Origin of the sequence: Exiguobacterium sp. s78 (assembly GCF_018618985.1) — a bacterium.
GTDB lineage: Bacteria > Bacillota > Bacilli > Exiguobacteriales > Exiguobacteriaceae > Exiguobacterium_A > Exiguobacterium_A abrahamii.
The window spans coordinates 1,355,009-1,374,388 of record NZ_JACSNB010000001.1 but is presented as its reverse complement, the minus strand read 5'-3'; the positions used below and the strand labels follow the sequence as shown (position 1 = coordinate 1,374,388).

Genomic DNA, 19,380 nt, shown 5'->3' with positions numbered 1-19,380 from the left:
CTCAATCATCCTCCTTTAAAATGCTTTCAACACTTGTCGAAAGGTGTTGCCATCTTTCCTTGAAGGCGGTGAGTTCTTCTGCACCGCTCGTCGTGATCGAATAATACTTCCGTTTTGGACCGGACGGAGAGACGCGTGAAGTCGCTTCGATCCAGCCCAGTTTTTGCATCCGGATCAATAAGGGATAGATCGTTCCTTCGCTGATGTCAGCGAAACCGTATGCTTTGAGTTTCGTCGCCAGTTCGTAACCATAAATCTCTTCTTCCGCGATCAGTGCAAGTAAACAACCGTCGAGAATCCCCTTTAACATTTGCGTCGATGACATCCGCATCATCCTTTCGCTACTTGGTATTACAAGGTAATGATATACCAAGCTATTTTGTATTGCAAGGTAGCTGGAGGAAAAAGATTTATTTCCCTGAAAAAAAGGTAAATAAATCATAAAGTAGATACGTCGCTTGTTTAGAAAAGGGAGGTATTGATCGTGGATAAGCGGAATACTGTCGTCTCGGCAACCGTCGTCTTCATCATCATGGGTATCGTCATGGCTGTCTCTGCGTTTGGTTTCGGCATTCGTTATGGTGAACCGGAGTTGTTACGTATCGCGATCTTCGGTGAAGTCGCAACAGCGATTTTTCTCGTCTGGTACATTCGTCGTCATGCCACGTTTGCTGCCGTCGGGTTTTCGAAATTGCAGTCGCGGGGTCTAATCTGGTACATTCCGTTACTGCTGATCGTTCTCGTTCAAGTCGGATTGATCGTCAATGCGTTGTTCACGTCCTCGATATCATCATCGGCACTTCAACTTGTCGGAATAGTCTTCCTGACGACCTTATTCGTCGGTTTCAATGAGGAAGTCTTGTTTCGCGGCATCATCTTACGCTATCTCAAACCGAACGAACATCCGTATCGTGCCGTCCTCATCAGTGCGCTTCTGTTCTCATCTTTCCACTTGCTTAATTTGATCGCCTTGATTCCGCCGGCAGCGATGTTGTTCCAACTTGCGAACACATTCGTCTTTGGTGTGTTCTTAGCGATCATCGCACTGAAGCTGAATAACCTCTGGCCATTAATCATTTTCCATGCGCTGTGGGATTTCGCGAGCATCGCAGCGGATGTCGTGAACGTCAATTTAGGCATCACTCCTCTTTTGACACAAGCTTATCTACTCGTCGCGATTGTCATTCAATTGATCTTGTTGAAACGGCACGATCTCAGTCACCTGAATGGACCGATGAATCCACGTAACGTTTGAATAGCTGACTCTCCGTTGTTTGACGGGGAGTTTTTATTTTTGAATAAAGCTAGTATCAATGATTAATATGTAATATATTACTTGTATGAAACCTACAGATGATTTAGCCATTGCACGACTTCCTCTCAGTGAGGAAGTATATCGACGTTTACAGCATCACATCATCACTTTACGCCTCGCCCCAGGCGAGAAGGTGAACGATCAAGCGCTCGCGGAAATGTTCGGAGTCAGCCGAACACCGGTCCGCGAAGCCTTGAAACGACTCGAGGAGGAAGGATTGATTTTTGCGAAACGGGGCTCGCGGACGATCGTGACAGAGCTTGACGCTGAACAGGCACAGCAAACCTATCCAATCATCGCGACGCTGCATGGGCTGGCAGCGCGTCTTGCCGGACCGCAATTGACGGAAGACGACTTGATGGAACTTCAGACGATCCATCAACAGTTCACGACGGCAATCGATCAACAGGAGACGGAGACAGCACTGACGTTAGACGATGCCTTTCACGATGTCTTTGTGTTGCGCAGTCAGAACGCTCAGCTACGAGAAACGATTCGCCGATTAACACCGCTGATCCGCCGGCTTGAATACGCCCAGTTCGATCGACTCGGACGCCAATCGATTGCCGATCATGCGGCGATTTTGATTGCATGTCAACAACGGGATGTCGAGCAGCTCGTCCAGGCGACGGAACATAACTGGAACGGGCTCGGACGTTTACTCGTCTCGACACTAAAGGAGGAGCGCTGATGCGACCAATCATTTATGGGATCTTGGCGGCGATGTTCTTTGCCGTCACCTTCATCTTGAATCAATCGATGCAAGGAGCAGGGGGGCACTGGATCTACAGTGCGTCGCTTCGCTTCTTCTTGATGTTGCCGTTCTTCGTCGTCATCGTCTTGATGCGTCGGGGAATTGGTCGCGTCTTACAGGCACTGCGAGCCGACTTCGGTTTTTGGTTACTGTACGGAACGATCGGTTTCGGACTGTTTTACGGTAGCATCTGTCTTGCTGCCGATCATGCGCCGGGCTGGCTGATTGCCGGAACGTGGCAATTGACGATCCTAGCCGGACCGCTGCTTGCTCCCTTGTTCAAGCAACGGATTCCGTGGTCGGCTCTTAAGTATTCCGTCTTGATCGTCCTCGGTGTCGTCGTCATGCAGTTATCCGTCGCTGGAAGTCTATCGCTGAAATCCTTACTGTTCGGTGCCTTGCCGGTGCTCGTCGCTGCGATCGCCTATCCGCTTGGGAACCGGAAGATGATGGAACGGTATGGGGAAGAGCTCGATGTATTCGAGCGGATCCTCGGGATGACAATCGCGAGTTTACCGTTTTGGATCGTTCTCTCGGTGATTGCTTACATACAAGTCGGTTTGCCGAGTGTCAGTCAAGTGACTCAGTCCGGCTTCGTCGCCTTATTCTCGGGCGTCATCGCGACATCGCTCTTTTTCTACGCAACGTCGCTCGTCCGGACGGAACCGGTCCGGTTAGCTGCGATCGAAGCGACCCAGTCGTTTGAGATCGTCTTTACCGTTCTCGGCGAGATTCTGTTTCTCCATGCGGGACTGCCGACGGGACTCGCGACACTCGGGATCATCCTCGTCATGCTCGGGATGACGTTGCATAGCTTGAATCAGGTGGAGCGGACGGTCGTCCGTCCTGCGAAACGAAAAATCAATTGAGAAAGTAGGCTGTCAGATGGTTTTAACAGGTACACTCGTCAATACCGTCCTGATCATCGTCGGGACGTTGCTCGGATTGATGTTCCACCGGATTCCGGAACGGATGAAGGAGACGGTCTTGCAGGCGATTGGTCTAGCCGTCGTCGTGCTCGGGATCCAGATGGGGATGAAGAGCACGAACTTTTTGATCGTCATCGGTAGTCTTGTTCTCGGAGGTGCGATCGGGGAATGGTTCCGTCTCGATGAGAAGCTCGACCGGATGGGGGCATGGCTCGAGCGTAAGATCAGTCGCGGTCGTCCATCAAATATCGCCGAAGGCTTCGTCACCGCGACGTTGATTTTCGTCATCGGAGCGATGGGTGTCCTCGGTGCGCTCGACGGTGGACTGCGTCAGGATCACGACGTCCTCTATACGAAGGGGTTGATTGACGGCTTCACGGCGCTCGTCCTCAGTTCAACGCTCGGGATTGGCGTCATGTTCTCAGCGATTCCCGTCTTCCTCTATCAAGGGGCGATTGCACTGAGTGCCGTTGCGATCACGAAGTTCATTCCCGACGCCGCGTTGCAAGAATTCATCTTGGAGATGACGGCGACCGGTGGGGTGATGATTGCAGCGATCGGTCTCAATCTCGCCGGAATCACGAAGATCCGCGTCGCGAACTTGTTACCGGGCATTGTTATCGTTGCTGTCATCGTGACGGGCTTACATCTATTCTAACGAGACATCCCCGCCTGTCCGAAAGGACAAGCGGGGATGTTGTGTTATGTCTCAATTAATTCATGTGTCTCGTATGCCGTGATTGTATGTCCATCGTAATGGAAGTCATGCAGTAACGGGTGTTCGGTCGACAGAACAATCGGTAGGTAGTGCCGGAGGTTGCTGATGACACCCATGTTATCGTCGCCTAAAATCCAGTCGAGTGATTTCCAATCGAGGATTCCTTCAACTGTCATGACCGGTGTTGGAAACGGACGATCTTCTAAATCAGCCAGGTAGAGGTACATGCCAGATGTCTCTTCCCCATGTAAGCGAACGATGCCTTTTGATGTCACTGAGGTGAGCGTGATGCCTGTCTCTTTAAACGTCTCGCGGATGACGGCGGCTTCCGGTGTCTCGCCCGGTTCGATCTTACCACCGACACCATTCCACATGCCCATCGCCGGACGTTTTTGCCGATTGACGAGTAAAAAGTGGTCTGCGTGTCGGATTAAACAAAGTGTATAACGATCCATGATTTACGACTCCCGTCCTAAAAAGTGTGTGTTGTACAGCATCTCGAATTGGGCGGGACCTGCGACCGGTAACTCGGTCGTCGTCGTTTCTTCAATCCGTAACGTCCGCTCAGTCAACGTCTTTTGTCCGCGCGGCGTCCGCATTGCAACGAGGCGACCTTTATTGAACGGCGAAGCGTCGCTCTGCTGGATGATCTGTTCCATCTTCGATAAGTCATCTGTTGTAATGGGTGTCTCTTGGTCGAACCGGTAACCTGTCACAAATTTCGCTTGTCCCGTCCGCTTCATCTCAAGTGTGTCATCATTGATGATCCGGTAACTGCCGCTTGCGGAATCAACGGTCTCCCCACTCAACGGAACAGGAACGAGCGGTAAATTGACGCCGAAGCCGGTATCGAGCAAGTGCGTTTCATTCCAAATGACCGCAACATGGGTCGGTCCGGTCGCTGACCAGGCGTCCGACTTCGTATCGTAAACAGTCGCTTGAACGAGTCGAACGGGACAATTTAGTTCCTGCAGGACCCGGTGCAGCAGTCCGTTTAAGTCATAACAGACACCACCGCGTCGTTCTGTCAGAAACGTCTCGATGAAGCGCTCGTCGCTAAACGGACGGATTCGCTTCTCAAGGACGGTCGTATTCTCGAACGGTAACTGGTAGGCGAAGGCTTCGAGTAAGTCAGGTAACTGATCAAACGTGATTGCATCGAGCGGAAACGCAATTCGCTGTTCTAAGTCTTTCATCCAATCCATCTCTGATCCCTCCTTTGTTCACTACCTGATTATCCCATATTGCTTCAGAGAATGTGAATGTTAGCCTATATTATCTGAAAATAAGGATTTCCCTTTTGTTCGATGGAAATCTTTGATATGCTGAGACAGGATTAATTAAGAATGATTCTCAATGTCGAATCACGAATCAAAGGAGGTCTCACCATGAGACGGAAAACTTGGATGACAGCGTTGACGCTCCTCGTGTTGAGCAGTTTGATGCTTGCGGCTTGTTCTAGTCAAGCAGAGCAATCGAACGAAAAGACGCGGACGATTACGCACGAAGCAGGAAAAACGAAAGTACCGGAAAAGCCGAAGAAGGTCGTCGCGCTCGAATTCTCGTTCGTTGATGCGTTAGACGAACTAGGCATCACACCGGTCGGGATTGCACAAGAAAACAAGACGGATGTCTCTGGATTACTCGGAAAAGACATCGAGTTCACGGAAGTCGGTACACGCCAACAACCGAATCTTGAAGTGATCAGTTCCTTGCAACCGGACTTGATCATCGGCGACTTCAATCGTCATAAAGGAATTTACAAGCAATTGCAAGAAATCGCACCGACGATCATCTTGAAGAGTCGCAATGCGACGTATGAAGAGAACATCGATTCGTTCAAGACGATTGCGGAAGCGGTCGGCAAAACGAAACAGATGGACGATCGCCTTGCGCTTCATGAAGAGCGCTTGCAGGCAGCGAAGAAGAAGGTTGATCCAAAAGATGACCGGAAAGTCATGGTCGGTGTCTTCCGCGCCGATTCACTGACAGCACACGGTGAGACGTCGTTTGACGGTGAGCTGCTCGAGAAGATCGGTATCGAGAATGCCGTTACGAAAACAGCGGAACCGACTGTGACGATCACGTTAGAGCAGATGGTCAAGTGGGATCCGGACGTCATCTTCATGGCGGAAGCCGATCCGAAGTTACTGAAAGAATGGAAGGATAATCCGCTCTGGAATCAGATCACAGCGGTCAAAAACGGAGAAGTCTACGAAGTCAATCGTGACCTCTGGACACGTTACCGTGGTCTGGACGCTGCTGAACAAATCGTTGACGAAGCAATTCAATTGCTCAAACAGAAATAACGAACGACAAAAAGCCGGAGCAATCTGGCTTTTCGTCTTGATGAAAGGGGAAAGATCCGGTGCAGCGGAAACGTCTGATTTTCGTACTTATCTTACTCAGTTGCTTGGCCGTTTATAGTAGCTTGTTCTTTGGTATCACACAGATGAATCCAATCCACTTAGTGCAGGAGTGGATCAGTGGCACGACCTCTAAAGCGGGACTCGTCCTGACGAATCTGCGGTTGCCGCGTCTCTTACTCGGGTTGTTGCTCGGAGCGAATCTTGCCGTCGCTGGAGCGATCATGCAAGCCGTGACGCGTAATCCGCTCGCTTCACCACAAGTCTTTGGTGTCAACGCCGGTGCGTCGTTTCTTGTAGTCGTCAGTCTCCTTGTCTTTCCGTCACTCGGGACGGCGAACTTGCTTTACTTCGCCTTTGCCGGTGCCTTGCTCGGTGGCGTGCTCGTCTTTTCGTTCGCTTCGATTCGCGGGATGACGGCGTTAAAACTCGCCCTCGTCGGGATGGCGATTCATCTCTTGTTGACGTCGCTAACGAAAGGCTTGATTTTGTTCAACGACCGGATCACGAACGTCTTGTACTGGTTGTCCGGTTCGCTCAGTGACGCAAGCTGGCTCGAACTCCGGATCGTTCTCCCATGGTCGCTCGCAGGTTTGATTCTTGCGGCAAGTCTCGCGAAGTCGCTCGCCGTTTTCCAACTCGGGCAAGACGTCGCGGTCGGACTCGGACAAAAAGTGACGTGGATCCGTCTGCTTGCCGGCATCAGTGTCGTGTTACTCGCAGGGGTAACGGTTGCCGTTGCCGGAGCGATCGGCTTCATCGGTCTGATGGTGCCGCATATCACGCGTCGCCTTGTTGGTGAGGACTACCGGATCGTCTTACCCGTCTCTGCCGTCATCGGTGGTCTGTTGTTGACGTACGCCGATGTCCTGGCGCGCTTCATCGCCTATCCGTATGAATCACCAGTCGGCATCGTGACATCATTGCTCGGGGCACCTTTCTTCCTTATCTTGGCACGCCGCCAAATGAAAGGGGGATTACGATGAGAGAGAGGCGTCGGATTCTACTTGTCGCAGTAATCGTCCTTGTCACAAGCTTCGCCTTACTGTCGGTCGGTTCGATTCAGTTATCGTTAACGGAACTCTGGCAGTCGTTCTTTAGTGGAAAGGATGCCTTCATCGTCCAAAATTACCGGCTGCCGCGAACGGTCCTCGCCTTTTTAGCAGGAGCGAGTTTCGCTCTTGCTGGAGTCATCTTACAAAGCGTCATCCGTAATCCATTGATCTCACCGGACGTGATCGGAGTGACGAACGGAGCGTCTCTGTTCGCTGTTTTGATGATCGCCCTCGTGCCGGATGGTCCGCTCTTGTTGACACCGATCGCCGCCTTCATCGGAGCAGCACTTGTCATGCTGGCGTTGATGATGCTTGAACGGGGAGGAAACGTCTCCCGCAGTTCGTTTGCGTTACTTGGTATTGCCGTTAGTGCGATCTGTGCCTCGGGAACAGAATACCTGTTGATTAAATTTCCACTTCAGACGAACGATTCACTCGTCTGGCTTGCTGGAAGTCTGTTCGGGAAAGGGTGGCAGGAAGTGTTGATCTTAGCGCCTGTGCTCGTCGTGATCGGTGCGATCCTCTTCTATCGCCATCGTCAACTCGATGTCTTATCACTTAGTGAGGAAGTCAGCATCGGTCTCGGCTTACCAATTCAGCGAACGCGGCACGTCTTCTTGGCGCTCGCTGTCGTCCTAGCCGGTGTTGCCGTCGCGACGGTCGGTGCAATCGGCTTCATCGGTTTGATTGCTCCACATATGGCACGCCGTCTCGTCGGACATAAACACCTCGCCGTCTTACCGATGGCGCTTTTACTCGGCGGTGGGTTACTCGTCGTCGCTGATGCGCTCGGTCGCGGAATTCATCCGCCGCTTGAAGTGCCAGCCGGATTGATCACGGCAATCATCGGTGTACCGTACTTCCTGTATCTCTTACGAAGAGAGCGGGCGGCCTGAACGGATGAAAGTGAACAAAACAATCCCCCTCATTTCGTAATTGGAATGAGGGGGATTGTTGTATAGAAGTTTTTGTTTAATTCATCATGAGGCATGTTTTTCACTTTATGCTGAGCGGACTTCCGAACCTAGATTCAAGAAGATCTCTTCCAACGACGCTTCCTCGACTTCGAGTCGATACACGTTAACGTGTTGCGAGACGAGGTAACTATTGATCGTAGCAATATCGTGTTCACTTTGGACGATGAACGTCGAGTGAGTAGAGGAGACGTTGACGTCTTTCGCAAGTGTCGACAACTTGGTCTGCAGATGTTGTTGTGTATCATTGTCGAGCAACGCATGTTTTACGTGAACGGTGATGTTCTTCTCATGTTCTTCCCGTAACTCCTCCATCGTGCCTTGCGTCTGAATCGTTCCGTCCTGCATGATCGCAATCTCCGTACACAGTTTTTCGACCTCGTCCAAGTTATGAGACGTTAAGAAAATCGTCGTTCCGTCTGCTGCGATCTTACGAATCAAAGTATGAATCCCGAGAATCGAGTTGGCATCAACGCCAGACGTCGGTTCATCTAAAAATAGGATTTCCGGTCGATTAATCAGGGCTTGGGCGATCCCGAGCTTTTTTTTCATCCCAAAGGAGTAGTTCTTCGTTTTCACATCGATGGCGTCTTCGAGTTGTACATCACGGAGGAGTTGTTTTAACTCGTCCGTCGTCGTCTTCAGACCGAGGACTTTACTGAAATACTTCAAATGATCGAGCGCCGTGAAGTTTTCGTAAAAGGTCGAGTAATCCGGCAGGACGCCGATTCGAGTTCGGACGTCCTTCAAGGAATCGTTCGGTGCTCCGAGTAACTCGAACGTTCCGGATGTCGGACGGACAAGACCCGTGATCATGTTGATGAATGTTGATTTACCGGCGCCATTTTGACCAAGGAAGCCGAAGATGGCCCCTTGTTTGATTTCGAGATTCAACTGGTTGACGACGGTCTTATTGCCGTACTGTTTCGTTAGATTGGTTGCGCGAAGGGCTAGCATCATAAATCTCTCCTTTTAAAGATCATCAAGCTCGCGATGACGAAGACGGCGATATGGATCAAGACAAGATACGTGTATGCAGTGTTTTCTTGCGTGTAGTAATAATAGGGCGTCAAGTAAGACAACGTATCAACGATGACATTCTTCGAAATAAGACTCCACATCCCAATGACTGGAAGCGCGATCGAGATGAAGATGCCGACGAACATCGTCATTGCAGAGCTGTTGACGACTGTTGAAAGAAACAGCGACAGACCGATGAAGTAAGAGACGAAGATGATGCTTTGGATCAAATCGACGATCGGGAACGATTTTGAAAACGGGACGATCAACAAGAGGGCAACTGTCAGACAGAGGACCCAGAACGAGACGTTGCCTAAAAACTTTCCGAAAATGATGTTCTCACGAGATGTTTTCGTCGCAAGAAAACGGATCGTCTTCGATTCGATCTCTTTGTTAACGCTACTATGAGAAATACTCGTCACGAATAAAGGAGATGCTAAGAACAGAAGCAGCATCAAACCGATGATATAGGCGTTGTCACCTAGACCGAGATCACTAAGTTGTCCTTTGAACTGGCTGACAAGCTTAGCGGAACCAATCGTCACACCGAACAAGACGACGATGATCAGGATGGCTCGAATACTTTGGAAAAGCGATTTAAATTCTCGAAGTGTAATCGCGAACATATCGACACACCTTTCTGTTTGAGTTTAGTATTGCCGTGCTATCTTTTTATTCTTCGTGACGTTAGTGATACCGGCGATCAAATAAGCGATTGAACCAAAGACACCGGCGAGTAATGTGAAGATCCCACCGAGAATTGCAGTAATGATCAACATCTTTCCTGCTGAACCGTTTTTGCGAATCCGGACGATCGAGACGATTCCGCCTATCGTACATAAGAGGGAGACGGCACCAAGGTACAAGAAGAATTGTTGGAAGGATGTGAGGATTTGGGTAGACGTGACATCCGTAATGTTCTCATCCTGGATGAATTGATCGACCAACTCCTTCATGCCAGCGTGATCCGCAATCGATCCAGACAATAGAAACCCACCTAAACATAATGATCCAAACAAGACGATACCGATGACAGCAAATATGTATTCCGTTGTTCTTTTCAATTAAAACACTCCTTTTCCTTATTTTTCCGATTTGACAATCCTAAACTACCATGACTCGAATCACTATGACAAGCGAAATAATGAATATATTTTAATTATTTATTGGTTAAATGTTTAATTAATATCAAAAATACTTTAACTTTATTTAAGTAAATGCTATTATGGTGACATGGGAGGGAAATGGTAAATGAAAAAAGATGATGTTCCAGATTGGGTTTTATCTCTAGAATTGGAAGAGATGGAATTCGTTAAAAAATTCATCGTAAGCTCGGGTTCTTTGAAAGAACTGGCGAAACATTATGATGTCTCCTATCCCACAGTCCGGATTCGCGTCGATCGGATCATTCAGAAAATCGAAGTGAATGAGAAAATCGAGAATGAACCGTTCATCGCATACATTAAACAAATGGCTATCGAAGACCGGATCACGATTGAAGATGCCAAAAAAATCATCGAAAAATATCGACTTGAGAGGGGTAACAATCAATGAACTTTTTCATTTCTGCTCTAATTATCAGTATCTGTTTAGGAATACAGTATTTCTTATCAAGCCGTCACAATCCGTATCTCGGTATCATCATGCCAATCATTTTAGTGATTTTCCTGACATGGCGTTACTTTGATGGTAGATACAATAGTTTTTTAGCCTATGTATTGATTTTAGGAGTCGGCATGATTTCACTGTGGGAACAATGGTCGCGTGGTCGAAAGAAGCTTAAAGAGAATCAAGAAAAAGAATTAGAACGGATGCGCGTCCACGATACATTGTGAGTTACAACGATACATATCGTTTTTTAGAGAAAAATGAGAGTCGCCTCGGTTTCGATGATGAAACCGAGGCGACTCTCATTTATGTGATCCGGGCTAGATTCATATTACGGCATATTAATCGAGTTCAATCTTCACTGTCGTATCCTTTGGAAACGCATCATCCGCCGCAAAGAGAACGAATACCTTCTGGTCATCAGGAACTTGATAGACTAAATCAACGGTTGACTTATATGGTGAGAGATACTGATAACTGTTTCTGAATGCTTTCTTATTATGATTGACGTAATCAACGGTTTCATATTCGTTTCCGTCGAGCGACGTCAATGTAAAGGTGCCAGGTCGGTAAATAGCATAAGCGCCTTTTACTCTATTATCGGGATCGTACATGACAACAGGAACCGTAACGAACCGATAACCGCTCTTTTCCTTTAAATCGAGTTCTTTCGGTGTTGGAATGAGTGATTTAGCGTAAAACAGTTCAGAGGTGGCTTCCGGATCGCCTGGATAGGTTTGGATGACGCCTTTTTTCATCAGTTTTTTTAGTGCTGTTTGATCACCTGATTTCTTGTCAGCAGATGTTTTTGGATCAGTGGTCAAATCCTTTAATTTTTGTCCGCTCGTCTGTTGCTGCGGAGCACTCTGTGTTGTAGTCGTTGAGGATTCCGTTGAGGCGAACAAGAACAGGCTAACCACTCCAATACACAAGGAAGCGGCGATGGATCCAAGTGCCCATTTAAAGCGCCGTTCTGTTGCTTGCGTATTTTCGACGATACTGCCGAGTGCCGCATTCGGTGTGATGCGGACGGCACGCTCGGCAGGGAGCAAGGCACCTAACAGACCCGTGATCACCGGAATCAAGAGCATGATGCTAAGGAAACCAAGTTCTTGGACCGGGAACTGTCCGTAAACGAAGCCAATCATCCCAAGTGCTGTCAGAAGACCGATCACGCCAGCACATAGTCCTGTCATCATTCCTTCACTCAATACAAGTAAACGGATTTGCACGTCTTGCCAGCCCGTCGCTTTAAGAACAGCAAGCTGACTCTTGCGTTCATTAACGTTTTGCCACATAATCTCCGTCGTCGTCAGGATGGCAATCAGTAGAGCGACACCCATCGCGACGTAATGCATCGTGCTGACTTCAAGCGCGACATATTCGCCGAGCCACGTTGCGTACAAGACGCCTTTGAGTCGGAACGTGATGAAGAGGAAGAAGATGAACAGACTCGTCGGTAAGGCGATCGCGACGACCGAAAGCAATGTCCGTTGCCAGTACGTGACGAGCTGATTGATGCTCATCCCAAGCACGCTACGCGCACGAACGAAACGACGACCTTTTGAGACTTCACCGGAACGCATGCTTTCATACGGTTTGATGCGACGGATGAGCGTCATCGGCACGAGCGATCCACCCCAGTAAATGAGTAAACCAGCAAGACCAATCAATAAAATCCGACCGATTGCGATCGGGTTGTCCGTTGTGACCCAGAACGAACCGAGAATCGTCCAAGCAATCAAGACGACGAGTGTTCCGAGCAGCGTGGCTTCGAGGAACAATAGTTTTGACAGTTGACGCGGACGCCAACCGAGCGATAGTAAAATCGCAAACTCTTTTTTTCGCGCATACAGCAAGATGATGTTCGAGCTGAAGACATAGACGAGTGCGACGGCGATGACACTGGCGATGATGCCGCTCATCCCAACTTTTGCTTCCTGAAAGATCGCAATTGAAGACCCGAGTTTAATCCACGGTTGTTGGACCCAGCCGAGTGCTGATTCATCTTTTAGACCCGGTAAATAGGTCAAAGCGAGCTGCGGTGACGAGCCGAGGGTCACGTCCGTGATTAAACCTGTTTTCTGTTCGATTTCTGTTGCCACCTGTTGGAGCTTTTTCTCGCTAGCAGCATTCATCGTCTCGACACCTTTGACGTTGACGCGGATGGCAGAAATCGCTTTGGCACCACGAATTTTAAACGCAGCATCAAGCGTCGTCAGCATCGATGGTGGTTTCGTCAGGAAATCGTACGGATCATTCGTCGGTTTAACGTCTCGAACCGGATTGACGGGACGTTCATTTTTATCCATGACCCACTGGGCTTTTGACGGGAAGTATGTTTCCATTGGCAGTTCCGTCAGCGGATCTTTCGAGATGTTCAATTTTTTCGGATCAAAGACCCCGATGTAGTTCAAGTTGACCTTTGGCCAGTCCGTGCTTTCTTTTCCGAACATCCGCGCTTCCCGGTACATGCTGCGTTTAGCGAGTAAGGAATCTTGCTCGACTTGTTTCGGTTGGACTTGATAGGTGAACGGCCAACGTGATGCGTACGGACTTTTGATCGAGCGGTAGTCGATCGGAGACGGTTTTAAGGCAATCCAAGTAAAGGAATTACTGTTCGTCTCTTCAGCAGTCGGTAACGTATGTTTTAAAATATCATTGACGAGCTTTTTCTAGACATCTTGTGTCGTGATCGTATAACGTTTCGCACCACTTGTCGGTAAGGAGTCTAAGTATTTATTTCCGCCTTTTTGTTCGACTTGTTGTACCAGATCGTTAATGGATGTCTCTTTCGACGGAAGCTCTACTTTTTCGTACGTGTAGATGCGTGTCGCATCGACGTATTCACGATTGTTCAACAGGATCGGAATTTGGACACCATCTTCACCAAACGAGGTGACTTGATCATCTTTTGAAAAATAGTTACTATAGGTTCCTTTGGTCGTCGCTTTATCTAAGCCGACGAGTGCGGCTTCCGCCTCAGGATCAACCCCTGCAATCATGACTTGACTCCCATACTCAAAAAGAGGCTGCTTTCCAAGTGGAAGGGGGGACACGCCTGATTTTACTGCATTTTCTGTAGGTTCCCATCCCGCAGCTAAAAAGGTGACGCCACTCGAAGATTCATTCTGTAACCCGGTATCTTGCGTGTCTTTGATCGTCAATTTATAAATCCCTTCTTGATCGATCGTATGCGTACCGATACTCGAAAGTGTTTGGTTATACCCAATCATCGCGATTGGGGCAGCGACTTCGACGTCAGTCATTTTTTTGATCGTCTCGTATTGTTTTCGCGTGATGCCACCATCGAGACCACTCATGTAGTTTGGCTCGAGTAACTTCAAGTCTTCCGTCACGCTCCGGCTGCCTTCCGGTCGGACAACGATATCGTAAGAGGAGCCCCAGCGCTTTTGCAGTTCATCGATGACGGTTCCGTTATTGGCTTGTGTCGTTCCGATCAAATAGCTCAGTCCAGTACTGACGATAAGAACGCCCACAAGAAGCAAAATGAATCGCTCTTTATTGCGCCACCAGGAATTCCAGATAAATTTAAGCATCGGCAACCCCCTCCCGTGGTAAGATGTACTGTCTTATGATGGACCTTGCATCAGCCATCAACTGAAGTGAAGTGTGGCTGACGATATGTACCGATTCAGTCATGGATAAAAACCCTCCTTTAAATGAATGCTCCGTATTCCATATGTAAGTAAATATATCCAATAATTACCTAATTATAATTGAAGATTGAGAAAGTGGTCTACAAAAACAGAAAAATCAGAAAAATGAGTCAATCATTCAATTTAAAAATGATAGTAAAGGGGACAACCATATTATCAAGTGGGTAATTCAAAAAGATTATGAAACTTGAAGGAATGTAAAAGCGTTAATGAATTGACACGCGTCATACAATAAAACGAGAGAAAGGAACAGATGGTCATGAGCGAATCCATTGTTTATTTTGTAATTTTTGTCCCTCTGCTAGTGTTTGCTATCGTTCTATCGAGAGGAAAAGGCGCATCATTGCTTGCAGGATATAATACGTTGTCTGAAAGTAAGAAACAAGATTATGACGAAGTCGCCCTATGTCAATTCATGGGTAAGATCATGTACGGCATTTGTTTTAGCATCCTGTTGATCGCTGGGAGTGAGCTGTTTGGATATCACTCTTTGTTTACTTTGGGCGTCATGCTACTATTCTTTCTTATTGTATTCGCAGTCGTCTATTCGAACACGAGTGACCGATTCAAGAAAAAGAGATAATTTTGTTCACGTCAGCAAGACCTCCATCATTTAAACCATAATGAGAAATCCCTTAAGACGATTAACATCGAAATGACTTTCGTCGTTCATATGAAGATATCAACCCTCATCAATCGTGTATGAAAAAATGTGTATGGGTAACTCCGTCGTCTCGATCGTTTCGACCAATGTCCATCCTAATTTTTTATAATATGCTGAAGCGTTTTCTGTTTTTAAATAGATTGTTGTGATCTGTCGTGATTTGGCGTAGACGATTAATTGATTGATGAGTTGTTGCGCGATTCCTTGATTCCGATAGACTTTTTCAACGAATAAAGAAGCGAGCCAAGGCGTATAGGTTGGTCGTTCGTTCAAGTCATTTTCAAAGAGGGAAACGGCTCCGATACACGTGACATCATCTAAGGCAACGAACGTCACAGGATATGGTTCACTTGGTTTTTTGTCTAAAAAGTCTTTTATTTTTTCATAGCGTGTCGCCCCTTTTTTCTTTTGAACGAATTCGGTATGAATCATTGTGGCAACCACTTTTAATTGTTCAGGATGATTCGATAATGTATCAATGATCATCTTCTCATCCTCCTTTCTACAATTGTTGTATCGATCATTAAATTAATCCGTCCTGCAACAGTTATTCAAAATAGTATATCTGTCCTCATCGCAATAAAGGAGCTTTGGAATGAACTTCAAACAATACTTGCATCAACGTTATGGAAATGTAAACTTATTTGATCGTTCCTTTGTCGAGAAGGATTTCGTAATTCACGTAGACTTAGTAAAGGACCTGTATCAGTTAAAGAAAGATTCAGATGAAATCAACGAGGAATACTTCAAACAGGCATACCAAAAATCAAACGAATTGTTTGAGGATCTATTCCGAGAAGCGGAGCCTCTTTATTTCGTCGTGCATGTGAGAAGTGAGCGCGATAAGTATCAAAAGTCAGCGACGAAAGTGTTTCGTCATTTAAGACGTAGAGAAGATCAATACAACATAAAGTTCGTAGAGAGAGTGATTGATGAAGAAGAGCAGGTATCCGAATATGCCGTGTTATTACCGAACAAAACCGCGTTAGATTATAAGCGTGTAATCAAAGCAATCTGCAATCAGGATTTCCCGCCGCTACAACCAAGATTTCGTCAAACGTATACATACTATCCGGAGGTCTTTTTCGTGAACGTAGATCGAAATATCGTTTTGAATATCTATGATGATCGCGGTTGTTTCCTTTTGTTCGGTGATTCAGCAACGTATGATATGTTCAAGAAGAAATATCGTAATGATATCAGCTAATCGATTTTAATCGCTTTTAGAAATACTCAAGCTAGTGCTAAGAAGCCGATCACTGAAAAAATAAAAAGAACTAATAGAGAAGTGAGCAATGTTAACGCGAGGATTTTCCCCGTATTTCTTAGACTTATGATGGCGCACACTATCGCAAGCAATAGTCCAGCTAACATATAGTTCGTACCCCAAAAACCATTGAACGGTAAGAGCTTAACAGTAAGGAAAGTGAAAACCACGATGCCGATTGAGGTCCATCCTAGATGCTTTCGCATAAACTACCTCCTCGAAAATGAATACGCATAGTCATAATTTGGTTCTTTTTTAGCATATCATTACAAATGTTTACAGTGAAAGAGTTTTGTAATCGTCGCCTAAAGATAGTCTGAATGAAATGCGTGTCATACACCTACTCGTCACGAGATATACCAACAAGCAGCAAACGATGGAACAGCTATCAATCGACAAACAATCCCTCACTCTAATCAGAATGAGGGATTGTTTCGTTTCAACATTAGACCGTCAACTCGATCACATTACCTTCCGGGTCCGTGATCGTACTTTCATAATATCCGTCACCCGTCGTCCGGGGATCGTCAAGGTGTTGTACACCTGCATCCCTTAACCGATCTGTCCAGTCATCAACTGCTTGTTTGCTGCCGAGCGAAAAGGCGAAGTGAGCGTAGCCGAGAATATTTGCCGTCCGTTCCATGATGTCCGTCCGTTGCATCAACTCAAGACGCGCACCACTCGAGAATGTCAGGAAATACGATGTGAACCCTTTCGTCGGATTATGATACCGATCGCCTGCCGTAGCATCAAAATGTGTTTCGTAGAATTGACGCATCCCGTCAAGGTCTGCCACCCAGAGGGCGATATGTTCAATCTTCATCTCCATTCCTCCTTTTTTCAAGACGCTTTTGCCAATCGCTGTCTTAACAACATCCGGTTCAACCCTTCCGTAGCGACCAGCATCAAGAAGATGAGACTGATCGTAAACCAATGGAACAACGATAAGGAATAGGACGTCGCCAGCCAGCCGAACAATGGCGGCATGAAGGTACTACCGGTATAGGCGAATGCCATTTGTACCCCCATCAGCCGTTGCGCCGCAGCCTCCCCGAAGCGAACCGGCGTCTCATGGAGCATTGCCGGATAAATCGGTGCGAGACCAAGCCCGACAAGTACGAAACCAAGCGGCATCCAGGCAGCGGGTGCGAGGATGAAACAGGTAGCTCCGACGAATGCCGTCCATTGACCGACACGAATCAAACGACGATTCGACCAGCGCAGCGACAGAAAACCACTTATGAAACGCCCCGCGGTGATGCTTCCGTAGTAGACGGAAATCCACGTCGCTGCTGACGTCACGGAAAAGGAACGGACTTGGACAAGATAACTACTGCCCCACAGCCCGACGACCGCCTCGGCTCCACAATAAAAACAGAACGCTGCGAGTGCGGCAATCAATCCGCGTGGTTTTCCGGACGACGTATTTACGGTCTGAACCTGTTCAGACACGTGTTTCGGAGCCCGTTTCCAGAGCGGTAAGCTGACGATCAAGATGATCATCAAAACGAGTTGCAATGCACCGACGACGAGGTAACCAAAACGCCAGCCGGAATCGAGCAATACGCCAGCCATGATGAGCGGACCAGCCGTCGCACCGATGCCCCAGAAGCAATGGAGCCAGTTCATGTGATGCGCTTGATAATGGGTGGCAACGAAGTGGTTTAATGCCGCGTCAACGACTCCAGCACCCAGTCCGAGCGGGATCGCAAGAACGAAGAGCCAAATCAAGGACGGAGCAACGTAAAAACCAATCAACGCCAGTGCCGTCAAACCGGCAGAAACTGCCGTGATTGGACCCGTTGAATAACGTTCGATCAGACGACCGCTAAACAGACTCGAAACGATCGTTCCGGCAGCAATCGTCATGAAGAGCCATCCCGCCATGTCGAGCGGTGCGTCGAGATCGAGCCGCATCACGGGCCACGCTGTACCGAGTAACGCGTCCGGAAGACCAAGACTGATGAAAGCCAAATAAATCAAAGGTAATAGTAGACGGGTCATCGGGTGAGTCCTCCTAACGGAATTTGTTCAATGAATGATTGGATGCTCAGTTGCATCAAACCATCCAAATAATCGGTTTCCCAGTCGCCTTGCCGCAACCGAGGTAATTTGTCGAGCGGAAAGCGCTTGGCGCATCGATCCGTCAAACGTGCTAATCCGTCATCCGAGACATCTGACGCTGTAAACAAGATGACATCTGGGTTCAAGGTGACGCTAAACGAGAGGATGATCCGGCTCAACGCCTCATACCAGTCGTCAGAGTGTGGTGCAGTCGTTGCGAGTACTTGACCGACATTTCGTTTCTCGTCAAACGGAATGAACGAGATCTCTCCAGCAAAGTGATGCGCTCCTCGGACGACACGACCTGAAACGGCGACACCGGCTCCCGGTCCGTTCGTTCCGAGATACATATAGACGGTCGTATTGTTATCAGAAGCTTGCGCCCGAACCGCCGCATTCATGTCATTTTCGACGATGACTGGTCGCCCGAACCGTTCCGTCAGTTCTTGTTGCAAGAGGCGACCGTCAAGCGACGGATAATCTGGGGCGAAAAGGATCGTGCCGGTTGTATCAACGGCACCAGCGACACCAATCGCAAGCGTTTGAATATGTGGATGATCGTCGAGTAATGTTGTCAGCGTTCTCAATAAAACAAATACATGATCCGACGAATTGAACGTCAACCGATCCGTTGCGATCAGATGTCCACCGACGTCGTGGATGCGATACTGCAGATACGTGCGTTCGAGATATAGAGCGAGTCCGTGGAAGCGATCCACGCGATAGCGATACCGTTTTGCCGGACGCCCTCCGCGAACCAATTCAAGTGGTGTCTCTTCAATTTCAAGAGCAGCGATCATCTGATCGATCTGTTTGCTCGCAGTCGGAAAACTGACATCCAAGACTTGACGAATCGCAGGGATCGTATCCAGATGGTCGACTAAAAAAGCGTGACGTGTAAGTGAAATGAGTTCAGTCAAACAAAGACCTCCAATCTAAATCACTTATTAAAAAAGTTTAATAAGT

The 19,380-nt window shown here is 47.9% G+C and carries 23 protein-coding genes; 11 read left to right on the top strand and 12 right to left on the bottom strand.

The features are described 5' to 3' along the window. Position 1: 1 nt before the first annotated feature. Positions 2 to 325, bottom strand: coding sequence for a PadR family transcriptional regulator (locus KNQ18_RS07085; RefSeq protein ID WP_035397512.1), 324 nt, complete (start codon positions 323 to 325; stop codon positions 2 to 4). Between the two features lie 159 nt (positions 326 to 484). On the opposite strand from KNQ18_RS07085, the gene KNQ18_RS07080 reads away from it, so the two are divergent. The 4 genes from KNQ18_RS07080 (at position 485) to KNQ18_RS07065 (ending at position 3,656) form a co-directional block, all read left to right on the top strand. Beyond that, positions 485 to 1,255 carry a CPBP family intramembrane glutamic endopeptidase gene (locus KNQ18_RS07080; RefSeq protein ID WP_133208617.1) on the top strand — a complete coding sequence of 257 codons (771 nt, stop codon included), beginning with the start codon at positions 485 to 487 and terminating at the stop codon, positions 1,253 to 1,255. An 85-nt stretch (positions 1,256 to 1,340) separates the two neighbouring features. Next, positions 1,341 to 2,006, top strand: a complete 666-nt coding sequence (locus KNQ18_RS07075) for a GntR family transcriptional regulator (protein ID WP_174316277.1) — start codon at positions 1,341 to 1,343, stop codon at positions 2,004 to 2,006. After that, entirely contained in the window at positions 2,006 to 2,938 is a 933-nt protein-coding gene (locus KNQ18_RS07070; protein ID WP_215084273.1) for a DMT family transporter, read from the top strand. Before KNQ18_RS07075 ends, KNQ18_RS07070 begins: the two co-directional genes overlap by 1 nt. 16 nt (positions 2,939 to 2,954) lie before the next feature. Then, entirely contained in the window at positions 2,955 to 3,656 is a 702-nt protein-coding gene (locus tag KNQ18_RS07065; RefSeq protein WP_035397505.1) for a DUF554 domain-containing protein, read from the top strand. A 44-nt stretch (positions 3,657 to 3,700) separates the two neighbouring features. Here KNQ18_RS07065 and KNQ18_RS07060 read toward each other — a convergent pair whose 3' ends face one another. Together KNQ18_RS07060 and KNQ18_RS07055 are read right to left on the bottom strand one after the other, a co-directional pair. Further along, positions 3,701 to 4,171 carry an NUDIX hydrolase gene (locus tag KNQ18_RS07060; protein ID WP_215084272.1) on the bottom strand — a complete coding sequence of 157 codons (471 nt, stop codon included), beginning with the start codon at positions 4,169 to 4,171 and terminating at the stop codon, positions 3,701 to 3,703. Positions 4,172 to 4,174: 3 nt separating this feature from the next. Next, on the bottom strand, positions 4,175 to 4,921 hold the full coding sequence (locus tag KNQ18_RS07055; protein WP_215084271.1) for an arylamine N-acetyltransferase family protein: 747 nt from the start codon (positions 4,919 to 4,921) through the stop codon (positions 4,175 to 4,177). A gap of 237 nt (positions 4,922 to 5,158) precedes the next feature. On the opposite strand from KNQ18_RS07055, the gene KNQ18_RS07050 reads away from it, so the two are divergent. From KNQ18_RS07050 to KNQ18_RS07040, 3 genes are read left to right on the top strand one after another with little or no spacing between them, the layout of a single operon-like run. Next, positions 5,159 to 6,025, top strand: a complete 867-nt coding sequence (locus tag KNQ18_RS07050; protein WP_371743245.1) for an ABC transporter substrate-binding protein — start codon at positions 5,159 to 5,161, stop codon at positions 6,023 to 6,025. A 59-nt stretch (positions 6,026 to 6,084) separates the two neighbouring features. Then, the gene (locus KNQ18_RS07045) at positions 6,085 to 7,068 is read left to right on the top strand and encodes a FecCD family ABC transporter permease (RefSeq protein ID WP_371743230.1); all 984 of its coding nucleotides are present in this window, start codon (positions 6,085 to 6,087) and stop codon (positions 7,066 to 7,068) included. Then, complete coding sequence (locus KNQ18_RS07040; protein WP_215084269.1) at positions 7,065 to 8,033, top strand: FecCD family ABC transporter permease; 969 nt, start codon at positions 7,065 to 7,067, stop codon at positions 8,031 to 8,033. Before KNQ18_RS07045 ends, KNQ18_RS07040 begins: the two co-directional genes overlap by 4 nt. 105 nt (positions 8,034 to 8,138) lie before the next feature. Here the strand turns inward: KNQ18_RS07040 and KNQ18_RS07035 are convergent, their stop codons facing one another. Genes KNQ18_RS07035 through KNQ18_RS07025 form a run of 3 tightly spaced genes read right to left on the bottom strand, consistent with a single transcriptional unit; the run spans position 8,139 to position 10,195 of the window. Then, positions 8,139 to 9,068: an ABC transporter ATP-binding protein gene (locus tag KNQ18_RS07035; RefSeq protein ID WP_215084267.1), complete on the bottom strand. Its 930-nt coding sequence runs from the start codon at positions 9,066 to 9,068 to the stop codon at positions 8,139 to 8,141. Next, positions 9,068 to 9,757: an ABC transporter permease gene (locus KNQ18_RS07030; RefSeq protein ID WP_149427320.1), complete on the bottom strand. Its 690-nt coding sequence runs from the start codon at positions 9,755 to 9,757 to the stop codon at positions 9,068 to 9,070. The genes KNQ18_RS07035 and KNQ18_RS07030 overlap by 1 nt, the downstream gene beginning before the upstream one ends. A gap of 24 nt (positions 9,758 to 9,781) precedes the next feature. Continuing rightward, positions 9,782 to 10,195: a DUF4064 domain-containing protein gene (locus KNQ18_RS07025; RefSeq protein WP_058265893.1), complete on the bottom strand. Its 414-nt coding sequence runs from the start codon at positions 10,193 to 10,195 to the stop codon at positions 9,782 to 9,784. 187 nt (positions 10,196 to 10,382) lie between these two features. On the opposite strand from KNQ18_RS07025, the gene KNQ18_RS07020 reads away from it, so the two are divergent. Both KNQ18_RS07020 and KNQ18_RS07015 read left to right on the top strand, forming a co-directional pair. Further along, the gene (locus tag KNQ18_RS07020; protein WP_058705042.1) at positions 10,383 to 10,685 is read left to right on the top strand and encodes a DUF2089 family protein; all 303 of its coding nucleotides are present in this window, start codon (positions 10,383 to 10,385) and stop codon (positions 10,683 to 10,685) included. Beyond that, entirely contained in the window at positions 10,682 to 10,966 is a 285-nt protein-coding gene (locus KNQ18_RS07015) for a hypothetical protein (protein ID WP_195865105.1), read from the top strand. Before KNQ18_RS07020 ends, KNQ18_RS07015 begins: the two co-directional genes overlap by 4 nt. Positions 10,967 to 11,080: 114 nt before the next feature. On the opposite strand, the gene KNQ18_RS07010 is transcribed toward KNQ18_RS07015, so the two are convergent. Then, positions 11,081 to 13,195, bottom strand: a complete 2,115-nt coding sequence (locus KNQ18_RS07010; protein WP_251133313.1) for an ABC transporter permease — start codon at positions 13,193 to 13,195, stop codon at positions 11,081 to 11,083. Positions 13,196 to 13,414: 219 nt separating this feature from the next. Next, a complete protein-coding gene (locus KNQ18_RS17275) occupies positions 13,415 to 14,299 on the bottom strand; it encodes a hypothetical protein (RefSeq protein WP_251133312.1) in 885 nt (294 codons plus the stop codon). Positions 14,300 to 14,678: 379 nt separating this feature from the next. Here KNQ18_RS17275 and KNQ18_RS07005 point away from each other — a divergent pair, with 379 nt between their 5' ends. Further along, entirely contained in the window at positions 14,679 to 15,002 is a 324-nt protein-coding gene (locus tag KNQ18_RS07005; protein WP_215084265.1) for a DUF3784 domain-containing protein, read from the top strand. Positions 15,003 to 15,101: 99 nt separating this feature from the next. Here KNQ18_RS07005 and KNQ18_RS07000 read toward each other — a convergent pair whose 3' ends face one another. Continuing rightward, positions 15,102 to 15,569 carry a GNAT family N-acetyltransferase gene (locus tag KNQ18_RS07000; RefSeq protein ID WP_215084264.1) on the bottom strand — a complete coding sequence of 156 codons (468 nt, stop codon included), beginning with the start codon at positions 15,567 to 15,569 and terminating at the stop codon, positions 15,102 to 15,104. Positions 15,570 to 15,678: 109 nt separating this feature from the next. Between KNQ18_RS07000 and KNQ18_RS06995 the strand changes: the two genes are divergently transcribed. Further along, complete coding sequence (locus tag KNQ18_RS06995; RefSeq protein ID WP_215084262.1) at positions 15,679 to 16,290, top strand: DUF3885 domain-containing protein; 612 nt, start codon at positions 15,679 to 15,681, stop codon at positions 16,288 to 16,290. A gap of 505 nt (positions 16,291 to 16,795) precedes the next feature. On the opposite strand, the gene KNQ18_RS06990 is transcribed toward KNQ18_RS06995, so the two are convergent. From KNQ18_RS06990 to KNQ18_RS06980, 3 genes are read right to left on the bottom strand one after another with little or no spacing between them, the layout of a single operon-like run. After that, on the bottom strand, positions 16,796 to 17,173 hold the full coding sequence (locus KNQ18_RS06990; protein ID WP_215084260.1) for a VOC family protein: 378 nt from the start codon (positions 17,171 to 17,173) through the stop codon (positions 16,796 to 16,798). A gap of 17 nt (positions 17,174 to 17,190) precedes the next feature. Beyond that, positions 17,191 to 18,354 carry an MFS transporter gene (locus KNQ18_RS06985; RefSeq protein ID WP_215084258.1) on the bottom strand — a complete coding sequence of 388 codons (1,164 nt, stop codon included), beginning with the start codon at positions 18,352 to 18,354 and terminating at the stop codon, positions 17,191 to 17,193. Continuing rightward, complete coding sequence (locus tag KNQ18_RS06980; RefSeq protein WP_215084256.1) at positions 18,351 to 19,334, bottom strand: ROK family protein; 984 nt, start codon at positions 19,332 to 19,334, stop codon at positions 18,351 to 18,353. Before KNQ18_RS06980 ends, KNQ18_RS06985 begins: the two co-directional genes overlap by 4 nt. Between the last annotated feature and the right edge of the window lie 46 nt (positions 19,335 to 19,380).

Coding starts and splice junctions, on each gene's coding strand:
- KNQ18_RS07070 (WP_215084273.1), top strand. CDS start 2,006: ATGCGACCAATCATTTATGGGATCTTGGCGGCGATGTTCTTTGCCGTC.
- KNQ18_RS07055 (WP_215084271.1), bottom strand. CDS start 4,921: ATGGATTGGATGAAAGACTTAGAACAGCGAATTGCGTTTCCGCTCGAT.
- KNQ18_RS07060 (WP_215084272.1), bottom strand. CDS start 4,171: ATGGATCGTTATACACTTTGTTTAATCCGACACGCAGACCACTTTTTA.
- KNQ18_RS07005 (WP_215084265.1), top strand. CDS start 14,679: ATGAGCGAATCCATTGTTTATTTTGTAATTTTTGTCCCTCTGCTAGTG.
- KNQ18_RS07065 (WP_035397505.1), top strand. CDS start 2,955: ATGGTTTTAACAGGTACACTCGTCAATACCGTCCTGATCATCGTCGGG.
- KNQ18_RS06995 (WP_215084262.1), top strand. CDS start 15,679: ATGAACTTCAAACAATACTTGCATCAACGTTATGGAAATGTAAACTTA.
- KNQ18_RS07050 (WP_371743245.1), top strand. CDS start 5,159: ATGCTTGCGGCTTGTTCTAGTCAAGCAGAGCAATCGAACGAAAAGACG.
- KNQ18_RS07040 (WP_215084269.1), top strand. CDS start 7,065: ATGAGAGAGAGGCGTCGGATTCTACTTGTCGCAGTAATCGTCCTTGTC.
- KNQ18_RS07015 (WP_195865105.1), top strand. CDS start 10,682: ATGAACTTTTTCATTTCTGCTCTAATTATCAGTATCTGTTTAGGAATA.
- KNQ18_RS06985 (WP_215084258.1), bottom strand. CDS start 18,354: ATGACCCGTCTACTATTACCTTTGATTTATTTGGCTTTCATCAGTCTT.
- KNQ18_RS07075 (WP_174316277.1), top strand. CDS start 1,341: ATGAAACCTACAGATGATTTAGCCATTGCACGACTTCCTCTCAGTGAG.
- KNQ18_RS07010 (WP_251133313.1), bottom strand. CDS start 13,195: ATGTTCGGAAAAGAAAGCACGGACTGGCCAAAGGTCAACTTGAACTAC.
- KNQ18_RS17275 (WP_251133312.1), bottom strand. CDS start 14,299: ATGCTTAAATTTATCTGGAATTCCTGGTGGCGCAATAAAGAGCGATTC.
- KNQ18_RS07035 (WP_215084267.1), bottom strand. CDS start 9,068: ATGCTAGCCCTTCGCGCAACCAATCTAACGAAACAGTACGGCAATAAG.
- KNQ18_RS07030 (WP_149427320.1), bottom strand. CDS start 9,757: ATGTTCGCGATTACACTTCGAGAATTTAAATCGCTTTTCCAAAGTATT.
- KNQ18_RS06990 (WP_215084260.1), bottom strand. CDS start 17,173: ATGAAGATTGAACATATCGCCCTCTGGGTGGCAGACCTTGACGGGATG.
- KNQ18_RS07000 (WP_215084264.1), bottom strand. CDS start 15,569: ATGATCATTGATACATTATCGAATCATCCTGAACAATTAAAAGTGGTT.
- KNQ18_RS07085 (WP_035397512.1), bottom strand. CDS start 325: ATGTCATCGACGCAAATGTTAAAGGGGATTCTCGACGGTTGTTTACTT.
- KNQ18_RS07020 (WP_058705042.1), top strand. CDS start 10,383: ATGAAAAAAGATGATGTTCCAGATTGGGTTTTATCTCTAGAATTGGAA.